The sequence below is a fragment of the Myxacorys sp. genome (assembly GCF_059501405.1).
The window spans coordinates 1-14,596 of record NZ_JCACCM010000140.1 but is presented as its reverse complement, the minus strand read 5'-3'; the positions used below and the strand labels follow the sequence as shown (position 1 = coordinate 14,596).

The window sequence follows — 14,596 nt, the reverse complement described above, 5'->3', positions numbered from 1 at the left end:
AACGTCTTGCTCACTTCTTCAAGCGTTTCTTTTTCTCTCCGGGTAACTTGCCAAGTCCTGTCTTCACACCAGTCAGATGACTCAGCAGCAATGGCAACGATGGCAGGAACAGGGATTATTCTTGTTTTTCCTGCCTCAGTATTGTTCTGAGATGAATCGAATTGAAGACGAATGGCCTCAACTCAAAGCGCATGAAATTGCTGGGCGGATGTTTGAGGATGAGGATGATTTAGCAATGGCGATCGTGGATGGAATGACAGCCTGCAGTCAACAGGCTGGGTACCCGCTGAAACGTTTTAAGTTTAATTCTGGCTAGCTACTTAGCAGAAAACAACGCCACAAGGGCGCTCTATATCAGAAAGAGCAGAATGTGTTGACTATTTGTAACAATACTGTTACATTAATTTACATAAATCAACAAAAGAGGAACAAGCGATGCGGACCTACAGCGAAAATGGCCTTCTCAACAACTACGCTACAGAACCTGCGCTTTACTTTGCAGAATCTCCTTCTCCCAAGCAGCAACAGCAATACGCTTTGCAAGCCGCGATCGCAGTTCTGTTGGTTGCTTTCACCGTCTTAACAGCTTTCTCCGTGAGCTAGAACATAGAGGAATCGTCTCTCCTCGATTCCTCTGGTAAAGACAAATTGGTTTGAATATTTAATCTTCTCCTAATTTCCTCCCCCGGTTTCATTGCTGGGGGTTTGTTTTTGGGGGGTGTTTTTGCCCCACTTCATTCCCCCCTGCTCCTTTGAGGGAACGCCGTTTCACCATTTGAGTTGCCCTAACCATCGGGAAACTGCCAACAAGCAATACTTTCCACGTCCTTGCTGCCACAGATACACGGTTCAGGTGTAGAAGCGATCCATTCATAATCACACTGGCGACAATGACACAGAATGTTATTGCGATTCGCTTCGTCAAGATGTCGTTGCCATTCGTCGAGTTCTGCGGGAGTGAATTGACGTGGAATATCTGACATTACTTAAAAACGCTCTATTGCTTCTAGCATTTGATCACCTGTAAATTCTACATACTTCAAAGCATCTTTCAAACAGATCAGCAGAACTCGTTTAGGTTTGTCTCTCAGTTGACCAAGTAACTTTGTAGCTCGACTTTATCCACTTAACTTTATCCAATTTAAAGGGCAGGAAAAGTTGCAAGATCAGAGTAAGTTGTTTGATTGCTTCTAATGAACTGGCTGCCGAAAGAATTTCTGGCTTTGATGCTAACTCATTTCTCTTTTCTAAGTGCGTCTGGCAGAGTGTTTTAGTTCTGGTTAATGAACGAGTTGTAAAATCAGCCCCAGAGAACTGGCACTGATGAACACCCATAATAAAACTCCTTGAATCATTGGCTTCCAACCGACTGCCTTTAAAGCCTGCTTAGATAAGCCTGTCCCAATTAGAAATAGCGTTAGAGTGAGCCCGGTGGTTGAGAGGTGCGTAATCGTAGGAACAACTGCTGCGATGGTTGGCACAAATGTGCGAAGCATTGACGCTAGGAGAAACAGCCCAATAAACCAGGGGATTTGAATTGAATGCTGTTGGTCTGATGTGAGGGGTTGCCTTAGCATCCCGATCGCGATGAGAGAAATCGGAATAATCCATAATGAACGAGAAAGCTTCACGGCTGTCGCGGTTTCTAGCGCACCGAGTCCAAAATGTGAAGCTGCGCCGACCACACTAGAGATGTCGTGAATTGCCACACCCGCCCAAGTGCCGAACTGAGTAGGAGTAAGGTGAAATGCATGACCTAAAGCAGGAAACACATACAGCGCGATCGCATTCAGCACAAACACGGTTCCCATTGCGATCGAGATCTCACTTTCGGCAGCATTGATTACAGAACTTACAGCCGCGATCGCTGATCCTCCACAAATCGCAGTGCCAGCGGAGATCAATACTGATGACTGAACCGGAATTTTTAGCCATTTCCGCAGATGATTGCCAAGCCAAAAAGTTGCCCCAATGCTTGCAGCCGCAAACAGTGCGCCTTGACTTCCTACTTGCCATACGATCGCAAGGTTCATCGTGAAGCCAAGTAATACAACACAGATTTGCAGTAGATATTTTGCAACAAATTTACTTGTAATTGGAAAAGGATTTTCTAACGTTAATGCAAAGAGAATTCCCAGGGTTAACGCTGCGGGAGGAGAAATCCAATTGGTTAAGCAACATCCTGCAAAACTCAAAAATGTGAGCGATTGCCAACTTAACGCTTCTAAAAGAAGATTACTTCGCAAGTGCACCTCTAACCATTTTTTAGAATGCTTCTGAGAAGAAATCTTGAGAAGTCTCATAAATTAAATTGCTTCCTAAAACAATTACCTTTACCTTAAGTAACTAGATTGCTAGAAGCAAACGTTATTTTCTGTCGAATTGATAGTTACAATCAATGGACTAGCGATTGTAATCTGTATGGCAGAAATGACATTTGACCAGTTGAAGATTTTTCTTGCGGTTGCAGAGCACTTGCACTTTACTCGTGCTGCAGAAGCACTTTATATTACGCAGCCTTCTGTGAGTACTGCCATCCATAATTTAGAAGCGGAATACGGTGTGAAACTTTTCGATCGTATCGGTAGGCGCATCGAAATTACACAAGCAGGAAGTTTGCTTCGGAGAGAAGCCAAGAAGATTTTAGAGTACGTTGCTTCTACTGAACGAGGATTACGAGAATTCAATAATTTACAACAAGGTGAACTAAAGGTTGGTGCAAGTATCAATGTTGGTAATTACTGGTTGCCAGAAAAGATTTGCCAATTCAAGCGCCAGTATCCGGGAATCGTAATTCACTGTACTTTAGGCAATGCTGAGGAGATTTCTGAAGGAACACTATCAGGAAAGTTTGATTTAGGGTTGGTGACGAAAGAAATTAAGCCTGCGCTTCAGCAGTGTCTCATGCAGGAAGTTGTTGGAGTCGATCGCTTACAGATTGTGGTAGGGCGATCGCATCCCTGGTTTGAACGACAAGAAGTTTTGCTAGATGAGTTACTCACCACAGCATGGGTAATGCGAGAACCGGGTTCTGGAGCGCAGCAGGTCTTTGAACAAGCATTACAAGACTGGGGAATCAATCCAAATCGATTAAATGTAATTTTGGTTTTGAGCAGCAGTGAAATGGTAAAAACGGTGGTTGAAGGGGGCGTTGGCGCGGCTGCAATTCCTGGATGGATGGTGACCAAAGAAATTCAATTTAAAGCATTGCACCCGATTCGCGTGATTGATTCACTATCTAGACCGTTAAAATCTCAGCTTAAAATGATACAGCCAATCTGGAAGCTCAAGCATCAGCAACGGTATCAAACACAAATCTCGATCGCCTTTGAACAAGTTTTGCAAGGTAGTGGAGCAATGACGAAATTAGAGTGAGCTTATAGGAGAAACAAGCAGCCGACAAGGACTAGTAAGCCGAAAATGATCTGACTGAACATCGGTTGAGGAATAAGCCGGTTAACTTTTCCACCTAGATAAATTCCTAAACCTACTCCGGGCAACGTCCATAGCGATAAATGCCAGACTAGTGGAGTCCATAATCCTGCTAAGCTATGTCCAATGAGTGTCGTAATGCCCGAGAACAGAAAATAACACTGCATGGTTGCCCGGAAATCGTCAGGAGACCAGCGTCGCAGTATGCCATAGATTGCGATCGGAGGCCCGTTGGTGTTGTATGCGCCTGCAAGAATACCCGCAATAAAGCCGAACGGAAATGCATATCTTTCATGCCGCAGATAAGGGTATTTAGGCGCGAGTAAATTGATACTTCCGTAGGCAATTAGTGTGATTCCAAGTACCCATTTCACAATGTGTTCGGGTACCTGGTTGAGTAACCATAAACCAACAGGAACACCCGCGATCGTAGCAACAATGAGCCGCCAAGTAGACTTGAAATCAACTGCGTTGCGATCAAACAACAAAATGGTCAAACTGATCGCAACGCCAACAAACGCAACGATTGGTGACGCAACTTTTAAGCTCATCACCATTGCGAGCAATGGCATAGCTAGAAGCGCATCACCAAACCCCACGGCTGAACGAATGAAGGTACAGACAAATAAGATAACGGCTGTCACGATCGTTAGCGTAGGGAATGGCATTCTAAAATTAAGCAATAACAGCTTCTAGTTGCGTCTTTGTGCGAGTTGCTGGACGAAATGTCGCATCAAGCCCAGTGGCGACTTGAACAAAAACCTGGCTCACGATCTCGCTTGGATTCGCGATCGTAATGGGCTGTCCAGTATCGCCCCCGGTGCAAATTCGCGGCTCGATCGGAACTTGGCCTAACAAGGGTGCTTGCAGTTCATCCGAAAGCAGTTGACCGCCTCCACTGCCAAAAATTGGAGTCGGTTCACCACAATGCTCACAGAGGAGATAGCTCATATTCTCAATCACGCCCAGAACGGGAATGCCGACGCGGCGAAACATATGAATGCTACGACGGACATCGGCAACGGCAACCTGTTGCGGAGTTGTGACCAGCAATACTCCACAAATCGGGCTTTCTTGAACGATCGTAATTTGAGCATCGCCTGTACCTGGAGGCAAATCAATCAGCAAATAGTCCAATTCTCCCCATTCCACTTCATGGATGAACTGCGTTACAATTTTGTGTAAAACTGGGCCGCGCCACGCTAGAGGATGATCGGGTTCTGCTAACAAGCCAACAGACATGACTTTAATTCCGTGGGCTTCCAGGGGCAGGAATTTTTGACCCTCTGGCGTGTCGATGACTTGAACATCTGCCTGTCCTAGACCCATCATCTGGGGAATGTTAGGACCATAGACATCAGCATCTAACAATCCCACCTTTGCACCCTGTAAGCTTAGGGCAATGGCTAGATTCACAGAGGTTGTAGACTTACCCACGCCACCCTTGCCGCTTGAGATCGCCAATGTGGTTTTGACACCTGGAATGGTACAAAGTTGGATATAGGGTTTCTTACACCAAGGTAGCGCTGCAAGAATCGTGTAGACCTCTGTTTGTAAGTGATGTTGATGACTGCCAATATACAAGCGCAGGTAGATGTAATCATCAACGATTCGCAAATTTCGCACCATTCCTAAGCGAACAATGTCGTTTTTGAGAATGGGTTCAATCACCTGCTTGAGGCAACGAACAACTTCCTGGAGACGCGCTTCGTTAACCGGATCGGGAGGTGCAGGACTTTCTTCTGGTAGAGGCTGCCGAAAAGGAGATTGATGGCTAGGCATTTGATGTCTCTGGTGTAGGCTCTTGAATCGATTGAATGGCTCGTTGCGTGAAGATACACACGTCTCTGTCTGGATCATCCAACGATTGCTGGAGCGCATTCAGCGCAGCAGGATTCCTTAAGTTGCCAAGCGCGATCGCGGCATCCCGACGCACATCTGAGTATTCGTCGGTTAGGGCTTTAATTAAAGCAGGTAACGTGTGATTGTCCGGTGTTTTTTGCAACGCTTGCAACGTGAACTTCCTCACTTGCCAATGGTCATCGGATAGCGCAGTTTGCAAAGCGGGAACTGCTTCAGCATTGGCATGAAGCGCGAGAGACTTTGCTGCATTGCGTCGCACCTGCCAGTCTGCATCAGATGTGAGTGCTTGACAAAGAGTAGGAACTACTTCGGCATCGGCTAAGTGTCCCAAAGTCAGCGCAGTGGCACGGCGTACCGTGTCGTCTGCATCGGACATGAGCGCGATCGCAGGCTGGCAGCGCTCAACCTGATTGAGGTAGCGTAACGTTGTGACTGCTGCTTCTCGCAATGCAGCCTGCTCTGCCTCAAAGAATGGGAGCACATACGGTAGCGATTGGGCATCGTGAATCTTTCGCAACAAAATGAGAATGCTGAGCTGCATATTCACGCTGTCACGCTGTACCGCATCGAGCAATAGCATTAAGTGATCCGGCGAAATCAGTTCACCTAATGCTGACAATGCTTCGTCGCGGATTTCTTCATCGCTAGAGACAAGACATCCGATTAACGCTGGAACTGCTTTTGGATTGGCAAGTTCCCACAGGGCAGTAACGGCTAATTTTTGAACCGCAGTACTTTCATCTTGCAGGGCGGCAATTAAAGGGTCTAACGCATCTTCATCGCCCAAGTGCTGTAAGGTTTTGACGGCGACTAGACGATCGCTTAGCTCAGGCGATCGCAGCATTTCTAGCCATTCATTTAATTCAGAATCGGTATCCGCAAACATCTCCGTTCCTCTATCGCAACAAAAATGGAATTTGAACCGTGATCGCGTTGGTTGGGCACTCTTTCTCGCAGGGTAAGCAGAACCAGCACTCGTCGTATTTCATGTAGGCTTTGCCCGTCTCAGGGTTCTTTGCCAACACATCTAAGGGACACACTTCAATGCAAGCTGTACACTTTTCCAAGCATTTAGACTCATCGACAATGACTGGAACATCAACTCGTTGCGTTGCTAATGCCATAACACTCAAGCTTCTCCATAATGTTCAACTAGATTTAACTAACGCACGGCAACATCATAAACTTCTCGTTCGAGATCAACCTCTACGATGTAAGGTTCAACCGGGCGCTTGAACAACACCATGTTGCCGGAGTCATCTTTTTTCAAGTTGACATGGCAGAACCATTCATCGTTATTCTTATCTGGGTAATCGACGCGGTAGTGGTACAACCCCCAACGGCTCTCCCGACGATAGAGTGAGGCGCGAGCAGCCATCTCAGCACAGTCGCGAATAAAGTGAACTTCCATGCAGCGCATCAGTTCATGGGGGTCGCGTGCACCCATCAGATCCAAGGTTTCGTGATAGCGAGCAAAGTTTCTCAACCCAATTTCCATCTTGTTATCGACTTTGGGCGGTTGAAGATAGTCGTTGACCAAGCGCCGCAGTTTGTACTCGACTTGAGTATGGGGAACGCCGTTAGGTCGGGTTAATGGTGCGTAAATGCGAGTTTTCTCGGCTTCTAGAAACTCAGGATCAGGATCAGCATGATCTAAGCCTGCCACGTACTCGACGGCGTTTGTGCCTGCCAGCATTCCAAACACAAATGCCCCAATCATGTAGTTATGAGGAACGCTTGCCATGTCTCCTGCCGCATACAGTCCCGGAACGCTGGTTTCAGCTTTCTCGTTGACCCACACTCCAGAAGCGCTGTGACCGCTACACAAGCCAATTTCAGAGATATTCATCTCAACGCCATGAGTGCGATAGTTTTCGCCTCTACCTTCATGGAATCGTCCCCGGCTTGGACGCTCATTTGCCCACAGGATCGTTTCAATCTCTGCGATCGTATCTTCATCAAGATGGGTCATTTTGAGCTGGACTGGACCCTTACCAGAGTTTAGTTCCTTCCAAACTTCCAGCATCATTTGACCGCTCCAGTAGTCGCAGCTAATAAAGCGGTTCCCTTCGGCGTTGGCGGTATATGCCCCGAAAGGGCTGGCGACATAGGCACAGGCAGGTCCGTTGTAATCTTTGATCAACGGATTGATCTGGAAACACTCAATGTTGCTGAGTTCTGCGCCAGCATGATAAGCCATTGAGTAACCATCTCCAGCATTGGTGGGATTTTCGTAGGTTCCGTACAGATAGCCAGAAGCAGGAAGTCCTAACCGCCCAGATGCACCCGTGCAAAGAACGACTGCCTTGGCTTGAATCACAACAAAATCGCCGTTTCGCACATCAAAACCGACTGCCCCGATCGCGCGTCCATCCTTCACCAAAACACGAGTTGCCATGACTCGATTGGTGACCTTTGCTTTGTGTCGCTTCACTTGCCGAGTCAAGATCTGCTTCAGGTCTTTTCCTTCCGGCATTGGCAAGACGTATTTGCCGACTCGATGAACCTGCTTTAAGTCATACTCACCCTGAGCATCTTTCTGAAATTTAACGCCCCAACTCTCAAGCTCTTGAATCACCCCAAACCCTAATTTTCCGGTTTGATAAACCGCTTTTTGATTGAGAATGCCATCGTTGGAAATGGTGATTTCGCGAACGTATTGCTCTGGGGTAGAATTGCCAGGAATCACGGCGGTATTGACGCCATCCATTCCCATCGCGATCGCGCCACTTCGACGAATATTGGCTTTTTCTAAAATCAGCACCTCTCCTTCAGGGTTTGCCTGCTTTGCTTTAATGGCTGCCATTGTTCCGGCTGTTCCACCACCAATGATGAGAACGTCCGTCTTCATCCATTGAGTATCCATTTAGTACTCCTCTTAAGCGACTAAAACTTCTAGAGATGCTGCACAAAAAATACATCGGAGCGTCTTCTGGTCCTCCTATCATAAAGAAGAAATTGAAGTACTACAAACCGGCTTGTAACAGAGGTTACTATTTATGGATTCATATCTTTTATAATTTCATAAAATACTTGAATGCATTATTTAGCCACTCATAAAACCATTTGAAAAAGGAGATAAAGTTTTGGAAGTTTATCAAGTTAAAGTATTCCTGGAAGTCGCTAGGCATCTCAGTTTCACCGAGGCTGCCGATGCTTTGAATCTGACTCAGCCTGCGGTTAGCGTTAAGATAAAGTCTCTAGAATCTGAATTAGGAACTGCTCTTTTTTATCGATTGGGACGTAAAATTCAGTTAACAGAAGCGGGCAATTTTTTGTATGAAGAAGCTCCTAGATTGATTGAAGTTGAAAATCAATTGGTTGCCAAAATTGAAGAAATAAAACAAGGTAAGCTTGGTCACCTTAAAATAGGTTGCACACCAGCAATTTCGCATGGATGGCTACCCAAAGTAGTTTTTCAATATCGTCAAAATTATTCTGGAATTCAAACTCAATGTGTCGTTTTTGAATCCGCCGAATTGCTTTATCGAGCTATAACAAGTGGTCAAATTGATATTGGAATTTCTGATATTAGTTTTGAAGAATTTGCTGAGATCTCAGCGACTGCGATCGACACGATTCGCTATTCTTTGATCGTCGCTTCAAACCACGTTTTAGCAAAGCAAAACTGGTTGAGTTTGAAAGAGCTACAACAAGAGTCGTGGGTGTTACTTCCGGCAGGATCGCCGAGTCGCATGGTTTTTGAAGCGCGTCTACACGAACTGGGACTAACGCTCTCCGATTTTCCAAACATCGAGACAGTCGATACGCTCAGCTTAATGCAAACCTTTATCGCGCAAGGAAACTATCTAGGGTTCGCGTCTGAGTTTGAATTCAAAGCAGATTGTCAATCAGGAATGCTAGTTTCAATTCCACTTCAGGAATTTGCCTTATCCGGTAATGTATTCATGCTGTTGCCTCGCCGATTAAGCGAATCTGCAAGCCATTCAAATCAGCAACGACGATTTGCGCAAAGTGCAACTTCAAAGAAAACGCGCAGTTCAAATCCAATTCAGAAATTCACGGCTTTAATTCAAGATGTGCAAGCGCAACGATCGCGGGTTCAAACCGAGCAGAAAGAGACTCGGAGACCAATACACCTACGATCGCCGAGTCTAGTCATTCGTTCAACTCCTCAACGCCCTGAAACACTCACGTTATCGATCGGCATTCAAAACGGTACAATTCCAACGGTGACAGCTGGTTTGATCATTCAGCGGTTGGGATTGCTAGAACACTTTCTGCCGAAAGACGGTCGCTACAGTTCAACTCAATATCAAATTCGCTGGTGTGACTTCTCAACCGGAGCACCGATTATTCAAGGGTTGCATTCTGGACAACTCGATATCGGCATTCTAGGCGATTATCCTTTATTACTGAGTGCCGTTCAGCACCAAGACGCGAAACAAACTCGTTTGGTCAGCTTTGTTTCAACGAATCCAGATGGTTCTTGCAATGCCGTCATTGTTCCGAATCAATCTAACATTCAAAGCATTGAAGATTTGCGAGGGCGAATCATTGCAGTTCCCTTTAGTTCTTCGGCGCATGGCATGGTGATGCGATCGCTCCATTCTGCTCATCTACTGGATGAAGTTCGGCTGGCTGCTTTAGAGAGTTCAGACATGACTTATCCCTTTGGGTCTTCAACGGATTATTCAACTTTGGCAGATGGCTATGCCCACTTCGCGCCTTTTCACGATATTGCTTACCGCCAAGGAAAGTTTCGCTATCTGCAAAGCGACGAAAATGTATTACCTGCGTTTCATGGGGTTGTTGCAAGTGCATCTTTAGCAGAGCAATATCCAGAAGTGGTCATCGCTTACCTCAAAGCATTGAGCGGGGCTCAATATTGGTACGCCACTACGCCGTCTGCGCTGGCTCTAGTCAGCCAGTGGACGAGTCTAGATTCCGATATTGTCTCTCGCATCCTTAGCAGTTTCTACCCCGAAAATCAGCCTGGACGCTTCTTCTCTGAAATGCTCATTCGTCCGGACTGGATCAAGCAGCACATTGCTCAACTCAGTTTGATTCCCGGTAACGAAGACGTTCAAAACATTCGTCTAGATCGCTGGATTCAGCCCGAATTTTTACAATCCGTACACTCTTGATTAATTCACCTTGGTCAATCCACCTTGATTAATCCATGTCCATGCTTTTGAGGGTTTCTTCGCGGATTAGCTCAAAGACCTGACGATTTAGAGAGATAAATTCGGGTGAGAGAAGGCTGTCGGCATGACGAGGACGGTCTAGCGTAACGTTAATTTTCTCTTTAATTCTGCCTGGATTGACTCCCATAACAAAAATTTTGTCGCTCAAAAACAACGCTTCCTCAATGTCGTGGGTGACGAAAATAACCGTTGTTTTTAGGTCGCTCCAAATTGTCAACAGAAGTTCTTGCATCATGTGCCGCGTTTGAGCGTCTAGTGCCGCAAATGGCTCATCCATCAACAGCACTGAAGGAGAATTTACTAACGCTCTGATGATGCTGGCTCGCTGCTGCATTCCGCCTGAAAGCTGGTGCGGATAAGAATGACGGTGCTTAAACAAACCAACCCGATTTAGATAGTAATGGACTAACTCCGATCGTTCTGCTTTGGGCACGCCACGAATCTTTAGCCCAAACTCGACATTCTGATAAGTCGTCTTCCAGGGCAACAAAGAATATTGCTGAAACACAAAGCCCCGATCGGCTCCTGGAGAATCAACATGACGCTTATCCACAAACACAAAACCACTGCTCGGCTGAATAAATCCAGCAATGACATTGAGAATGGTTGATTTTCCACAGCCGGATGGTCCTAACAAACAGATAAATTCGCCGGGTTCGATCTTAAAGTTGACTGACTCCAAAACGTGAACAGATTGTCCTTTACGTTTGAAGGAAACAGACAAATTTTCAACCTCTACGAATCCTCTAACTCGTTGCCCTAAATTCTTTTCCACCAACGTCGCCACAATACTCAACCCTCCTAAAGACACGGTTAGAAAACAGGTCGCTATGCACTTTTCTTCTTAGTGATTCGCCAAGGCATGAATAGGCAGGTCAAGCGATCGACGGCATATGCACTCGCCGCGCCCATCAAACCAATCAACAACATCCCCATCACGATCGGTGGATAGTTTGATGTGATATATGACTCCCAAGTGATGTAGCCGACCCCATATCGACCTGCCAAAATCTCAGCCGTCACCAAGCAAAACCAAGAGTTACCCATGCCGATGACTAGCCCACTAGCAATGCTAGGCATGGCTCCTGGTACGACAATATCTTTGAAGATATGCCACTGCTTAGCACCCAAACACTGACCCACTCGCAGTAGCAACAAGTCTGTACTCTCAACGCCTCGAATGGTGCTGATGAGAATGGGAAAAAATGCGCCGATAAACGTGAGATAAATCATTCCCGATTCGGACGTCGGAAACATGAGAATGGCAAGTGGTATCCAGGCAACGGCGGGAATGGGTCTGAGCAGTTCCAATGGCATAAAGATGAGATCTTCAATTTTCTTGAACCAACCGATCAAAATGCCCAGGCTAATTCCTAACACCGCCGCGATCGTAAACCCGGATAACACTCGAATCGCACTCGCTTGGACGTGCTTCATCGGATTGCCCGTGACAAACTGCACGGTCGCTTGCGCTACTTCGATCGGAGAAGGCACATTCTCGAAGTTGATGAAAAAGTTGAATCGGTTGAGGCATAAGAGTTGCCAAATTCCAAAAAACAGAACCAACGACAAAATGCGTCTAAAGACTTGGGCATTAAACTGTTGCTGGTTGGAAGCCGAGCGATCGCGGCGACTGAGAGCTTTAAAGCAATGTGCGATCGTCGTATTAACCTTAGCAAGTGGCGAAGCTTTCAGCGATCGCTTGGAAGATGTAGACATCGGACACCTCTAGATATAAGAAATCAAGCACCGATTTCAGCACCACAAAGAATTCACCTCAGTGCAGTACTGAAATTTGGTTAGTGCAATCTACTTAGCCCCGACTAACATCGGTAACTGATTGGCTTGCGCGATCGATTGCTGGAGTGCCTGAAAATTGGCAACTTTTGCACCTGATTTTTCAGCAAATGCCTGAGCTTCTTTCTCGGTTAGAAAAGCAGAAACAGTCTTCCCGTTCTGCACATAGAAAGAGTTTTCAGCAAACAGCTTCCAGCCCGTGGTTTGGTCGTGAACAAAAAGCGCCCCAGCCGTTTTTCCGCTTGCTGCCAGCGTTTGCAGCATGGTCATCATGTTTGCGATCGACGCAAAATTCATCACGTTGCCTTCGCCCTTAATCCAAATTTGAGCCGCCATTTTTGGATCTTTAATGGGTTCTTTGGTTTGGGCATCTTCACCGCCAATGACAAACCCTTCTGCTTTAGCAACCTCGTCATAATTGAGGTTCATTTCTTTCATCGCCTGTCGCAGATAGCTGTCGTCTGCCCACTTTGTTACTTCTTCTGGGTTAATGCTGTCATCCAACTTACCCAACTGTTTCAAGGTGGTCACGCTATTTCTGAGCGCATCAAAATTGACCTGTCCAATTGTTGGGTTGAGTTGTTGTAGCCCAGAAGGGCCAAGGAACATATACACCACTTCTCGCTCAACGCCAGACCATTTCTCGACTTTCGTTGCGATCGCTTCTGGCTGTTCACGAAACAGTTTGTTGGCGTCAAGCAACGCTTTGAGGTAAGCCACAACCACTTCTGGATTTTCTTTGGCGAAGTCTGATCGGACTAGAACCCCGTGAAACGTAGGAGTTCCAGTCTGAGCACCATCAAAAATCTTTCTTGCAAAACCTCGATACGCAAACAATTCGCCGAAGGGAACAAAATTTGCATGAGCAGCAATTTGTCCGGTTTTTAAATTGCTGCCTCCCACTTCCGGCGCTTGGCTCACTAACATCACATCCTTTTCTGGATCGATTCCGTCGCTCTTCAGTGCTTTGAGCAACATCCCATGCGCGGCTGATCCAAACGGAACAGAAATTTCTTTCCCTTTCAAATCTGCCAGTGTTTTAGCAGAGCTATCTTTAGGAACCAAGACTGCATTTCCTGCGCCAGTCGGACTGGAACCTAAACTCGCGATGTAAAGCGTTTTAACACCATTCCCTTTCGCCTGAAAGGTCGTCATGTTGATCGTAGATGGAAAGTCACCCATCATTCCAATATCGATCTGATTTGCCAGCATTTTATTGGTAATTGGTGGGCCAGATGTGTAGCTTGACCACTCGATTTTGTACTCAACATTTGCGTATTTGCCAGTTTTAGGTAAATACTTCTCCAGCAATTTTTCTTCTCGAATAACTGACCCACCAGTTGCCGTATTGATGGTTTGATCTTGGGTTCCGATCGAAATCCGAATTATTTTTTTACCCGTGCCATTACTTGCAGTATTTGCTGAAGTTTCACCAGAGCAACCACTTGCAAAGCACAGAGAGATAATCAGTAAACAGAACGTCAATCCTTCGCGATACATCCGCTGCGTCTTCATGATGAAAGCCTGTCCCTACTAGAATTTCGTGCTCTCACCTTAATAAGTCTCGTAAGTTTACGTCTGTAAAAGGAGATACAAACTATATTGTGAAAGCTTATATTTTGACAGTTCTGAATAAAAGAATTAACTCAATCCATGAATTTATTTTATGAGTCAACTTTCATCAAAATTCATATTAGAAATAGCGGCTAATTTTTTGCCATTCTTATAAAGAATTACTAACAAACCAGAACTAAGAAGCTTTTTAACGATTAGTTTACGTGTGAAAATTTCGATAGAAATCTATTAGCTCTGCATGAAGAAGAGATTAAACTAGAACAATATTAAAAGAGCATTTATAACAACCCTAAATAAAGCATGAACAGTAGCCGTAATGAAATTTGGTAAAAGAAGATGTATAGCCGACTTGAACAAGCGAAATGTAGCTCAGGGTAATGAATTCGAAGTTTAGAGACCGCTCGTATTATTTCTCGATGCCATTGCAAGTTGGGAGTCAAATGCATTGGGTAGATTCAAGATGAATTTGAATCTACCCCTGCCTAACGTTCTCGCCGTAAAAATGATCCAGCCATTAAGAGCCTAGCCGAAAACCTGAATTGCCCGCACCACAATGCAAGCACACGATAAATGGAGCATTGCTAAGTAGTGTTCTGGCTTCTTCTCCCAGCGGATCAACACGCGTCGAAATCGATTCATCCACGAGTGTGTTCGTTCCACTACCCATCGTCTCGCCCTGTAGTTTGGAATGTCATGAATGGTGCGTTGCCTGCTTGACTGACAAAACTAAGAAGCTGGAAAGCTAGTGAGGACGGTGAATT

At 45.7% G+C, this 14,596-nt stretch carries 14 protein-coding genes and 1 pseudogene; 4 read left to right on the top strand and 11 right to left on the bottom strand.

The window, feature by feature from the left end:
* Nucleotides 1-76 precede the first annotated feature (76 nt).
* Together AC5I6P_RS19020 and psb34 are read left to right on the top strand one after the other, a co-directional pair.
* The gene (locus AC5I6P_RS19020) at nt 77-316 is read left to right on the top strand and encodes a transposase (protein ID WP_495695355.1); all 240 of its coding nucleotides are present in this window, start codon (nt 77-79) and stop codon (nt 314-316) included.
* Nucleotides 317-435: 119 nt separating this feature from the next.
* A complete protein-coding gene (gene psb34, locus AC5I6P_RS19015; RefSeq protein ID WP_495695354.1) occupies nt 436-603 on the top strand; it encodes a photosystem II assembly protein Psb34 in 168 nt (55 codons plus the stop codon).
* Between the two features lie 182 nt (nt 604-785).
* On the opposite strand, the gene AC5I6P_RS19010 is transcribed toward psb34, so the two are convergent.
* Both AC5I6P_RS19010 and AC5I6P_RS19005 read right to left on the bottom strand, forming a co-directional pair.
* Nucleotides 786-983 (bottom strand): hypothetical protein, encoded by a 198-nt coding sequence (locus AC5I6P_RS19010; RefSeq protein ID WP_495695353.1) that lies wholly within the window; start codon nt 981-983, stop codon nt 786-788.
* Between the two features lie 297 nt (nt 984-1,280).
* Nucleotides 1,281-2,303: a YeiH family protein gene (locus AC5I6P_RS19005; protein WP_495695352.1), complete on the bottom strand. Its 1,023-nt coding sequence runs from the start codon at nt 2,301-2,303 to the stop codon at nt 1,281-1,283.
* Nucleotides 2,304-2,421: 118 nt separating this feature from the next.
* Here AC5I6P_RS19005 and AC5I6P_RS19000 point away from each other — a divergent pair, with 118 nt between their 5' ends.
* Entirely contained in the window at nt 2,422-3,375 is a 954-nt protein-coding gene (locus AC5I6P_RS19000; protein ID WP_495695351.1) for a LysR family transcriptional regulator, read from the top strand.
* Between the two features lie 2 nt (nt 3,376-3,377).
* Here AC5I6P_RS19000 and AC5I6P_RS18995 read toward each other — a convergent pair whose 3' ends face one another.
* From AC5I6P_RS18995 to AC5I6P_RS18975, 5 genes are read right to left on the bottom strand one after another with little or no spacing between them, the layout of a single operon-like run.
* On the bottom strand, nt 3,378-4,100 hold the full coding sequence (locus AC5I6P_RS18995; protein ID WP_495695350.1) for a sulfite exporter TauE/SafE family protein: 723 nt from the start codon (nt 4,098-4,100) through the stop codon (nt 3,378-3,380).
* Nucleotides 4,101-4,107: 7 nt separating this feature from the next.
* Nucleotides 4,108-5,214 carry an Mrp/NBP35 family ATP-binding protein gene (locus AC5I6P_RS18990; protein WP_495695349.1) on the bottom strand — a complete coding sequence of 369 codons (1,107 nt, stop codon included), beginning with the start codon at nt 5,212-5,214 and terminating at the stop codon, nt 4,108-4,110.
* On the bottom strand, nt 5,207-6,181 hold the full coding sequence (locus AC5I6P_RS18985; RefSeq protein ID WP_495695348.1) for a HEAT repeat domain-containing protein: 975 nt from the start codon (nt 6,179-6,181) through the stop codon (nt 5,207-5,209). The genes AC5I6P_RS18990 and AC5I6P_RS18985 overlap by 8 nt, the downstream gene beginning before the upstream one ends.
* Before the next feature lie 10 nt (nt 6,182-6,191).
* Nucleotides 6,192-6,419, bottom strand: a complete 228-nt coding sequence (locus AC5I6P_RS18980; protein ID WP_106171222.1) for a 4Fe-4S dicluster domain-containing protein — start codon at nt 6,417-6,419, stop codon at nt 6,192-6,194.
* Nucleotides 6,420-6,457: 38 nt separating this feature from the next.
* On the bottom strand, nt 6,458-8,161 hold the full coding sequence (locus tag AC5I6P_RS18975) for a fumarate reductase/succinate dehydrogenase flavoprotein subunit (RefSeq protein ID WP_495695347.1): 1,704 nt from the start codon (nt 8,159-8,161) through the stop codon (nt 6,458-6,460).
* A gap of 220 nt (nt 8,162-8,381) precedes the next feature.
* Between AC5I6P_RS18975 and AC5I6P_RS18970 the strand changes: the two genes are divergently transcribed.
* Nucleotides 8,382-10,403, top strand: coding sequence for a LysR family transcriptional regulator (locus AC5I6P_RS18970; RefSeq protein ID WP_495695346.1), 2,022 nt, complete (start codon nt 8,382-8,384; stop codon nt 10,401-10,403).
* A 28-nt stretch (nt 10,404-10,431) separates the two neighbouring features.
* On the opposite strand, the gene AC5I6P_RS18965 is transcribed toward AC5I6P_RS18970, so the two are convergent.
* The 4 genes and pseudogenes from AC5I6P_RS18965 to AC5I6P_RS18950 all read right to left on the bottom strand — a co-directional run.
* Nucleotides 10,432-11,274 carry an ABC transporter ATP-binding protein gene (locus tag AC5I6P_RS18965; protein WP_495695345.1) on the bottom strand — a complete coding sequence of 281 codons (843 nt, stop codon included), beginning with the start codon at nt 11,272-11,274 and terminating at the stop codon, nt 10,432-10,434.
* Between the two features lie 17 nt (nt 11,275-11,291).
* Nucleotides 11,292-12,182 (bottom strand): ABC transporter permease, encoded by an 891-nt coding sequence (locus AC5I6P_RS18960; protein ID WP_495695344.1) that lies wholly within the window; start codon nt 12,180-12,182, stop codon nt 11,292-11,294.
* Between the two features lie 90 nt (nt 12,183-12,272).
* On the bottom strand, nt 12,273-13,775 hold the full coding sequence (locus tag AC5I6P_RS18955) for an ABC transporter substrate-binding protein (protein ID WP_495695343.1): 1,503 nt from the start codon (nt 13,773-13,775) through the stop codon (nt 12,273-12,275).
* A 582-nt stretch (nt 13,776-14,357) separates the two neighbouring features.
* A pseudogene (locus tag AC5I6P_RS18950) lies at nt 14,358-14,528 on the bottom strand (transposase); the annotation flags it as partial.
* Nucleotides 14,529-14,596: the final 68 nt, after the last annotated feature.

Excerpts from the sequence above, each read along its gene's own strand:
- AC5I6P_RS18975 (WP_495695347.1), bottom strand. The coding sequence starts at position 8,161 with ATGGATACTCAATGGATGAAGACGGACGTTCTCATCATTGGTGGTGGA.
- AC5I6P_RS19005 (WP_495695352.1), bottom strand. The coding sequence starts at position 2,303 with ATGAGACTTCTCAAGATTTCTTCTCAGAAGCATTCTAAAAAATGGTTA.
- AC5I6P_RS18980 (WP_106171222.1), bottom strand. The coding sequence starts at position 6,419 with ATGGCATTAGCAACGCAACGAGTTGATGTTCCAGTCATTGTCGATGAG.
- AC5I6P_RS18995 (WP_495695350.1), bottom strand. The coding sequence starts at position 4,100 with ATGCCATTCCCTACGCTAACGATCGTGACAGCCGTTATCTTATTTGTC.
- AC5I6P_RS18955 (WP_495695343.1), bottom strand. The coding sequence starts at position 13,775 with ATGAAGACGCAGCGGATGTATCGCGAAGGATTGACGTTCTGTTTACTG.
- AC5I6P_RS19010 (WP_495695353.1), bottom strand. The coding sequence starts at position 983 with ATGTCAGATATTCCACGTCAATTCACTCCCGCAGAACTCGACGAATGG.
- AC5I6P_RS18990 (WP_495695349.1), bottom strand. The coding sequence starts at position 5,214 with ATGCCTAGCCATCAATCTCCTTTTCGGCAGCCTCTACCAGAAGAAAGT.
- AC5I6P_RS18985 (WP_495695348.1), bottom strand. The coding sequence starts at position 6,181 with ATGTTTGCGGATACCGATTCTGAATTAAATGAATGGCTAGAAATGCTG.
- psb34 (WP_495695354.1), top strand. The coding sequence starts at position 436 with ATGCGGACCTACAGCGAAAATGGCCTTCTCAACAACTACGCTACAGAA.
- AC5I6P_RS19020 (WP_495695355.1), top strand. The coding sequence starts at position 77 with ATGACTCAGCAGCAATGGCAACGATGGCAGGAACAGGGATTATTCTTG.
- AC5I6P_RS19000 (WP_495695351.1), top strand. The coding sequence starts at position 2,422 with ATGGCAGAAATGACATTTGACCAGTTGAAGATTTTTCTTGCGGTTGCA.
- AC5I6P_RS18960 (WP_495695344.1), bottom strand. The coding sequence starts at position 12,182 with ATGTCTACATCTTCCAAGCGATCGCTGAAAGCTTCGCCACTTGCTAAG.